The organism is Thalassotalea litorea (assembly GCF_005843925.1).
Lineage (GTDB): Bacteria > Pseudomonadota > Gammaproteobacteria > Enterobacterales > Alteromonadaceae > Thalassotalea_A > Thalassotalea_A litorea_A.
Genome location: NZ_VCBC01000041.1, coordinates 1 through 749, shown reverse-complemented (window position 1 = coordinate 749; position 749 = coordinate 1). Strand labels below are relative to the sequence as shown.

Below are 749 nucleotides of genomic sequence, written 5' to 3'. Positions count from 1 at the left end.
ATGCGGAAAAACATCAAGCTAAGGTAGAGCGGGAAATGGAAGCACAGATCAAACAGCAACCTCAATGTCATCAGTTAATGGCACTTGAAGGTGTGGGCCCAAAAAATGCGATGCGGTTGTATCTAATGCTCGGTGGTCAGGGTAAAAATTTCTCGCATGGCCGAGAAGCTTCAGCTTGTATTGGTGTAACGCCCAAACAATACAGTACTGGAGGCGTAGTAACTTTGGGTGGCATTGGCAAGAATCAAGGGAATAAACGGCTGCGCTCGAGCCTGATTCAAGGCGCAATGGCGGTAGTAAAAGTCGTCAATAAACGGGAGCCTAGAAATCATAAAGAAAAATGGCTCAAGCAGCTCATTGAGCGAATTGGTAGCCGCAGAGCAGCGGTGGCATTGGCAAATAAGACCATCCGCACATCTTGGGCAATGCTCAAACATGGCGAGGCATATCAAGCACCACAAGCGGTTTAATTGAAATACTAATCACCATTTGAAATAAACTAACTGAATCAACCAAAAGAGAATTATTCACTTCAATGATACGCGAAAAATAAATAGGTAAGACCGACCTTCAAGAGCCTGATCATTCCCTAGATGCAAGACATCGTTGTCACGAAGAGGCATGAAGGTGCGAATACATCAGGGGCCAGAGTTCGCTACTCAACGAGAGCCCGAATATGCGGAAGCAGTTTTACAATTTATTTTGATAGTATCCTTGAAATGAAACGGGAGTCCATATAGGGAATGACG

Annotated in this window: 1 protein-coding gene; it reads left to right on the top strand. The window is 44.7% G+C overall.

Going from position 1 to position 749, the window contains the following annotated elements; translation table 11 throughout:
* The coding region (locus FE810_RS17000) for a transposase (protein ID WP_138321867.1) at window positions 1–470 on the top strand (470 nt) is incomplete at its 5' end.
* Between the last annotated feature and the right edge of the window lie 279 nt (window positions 471–749).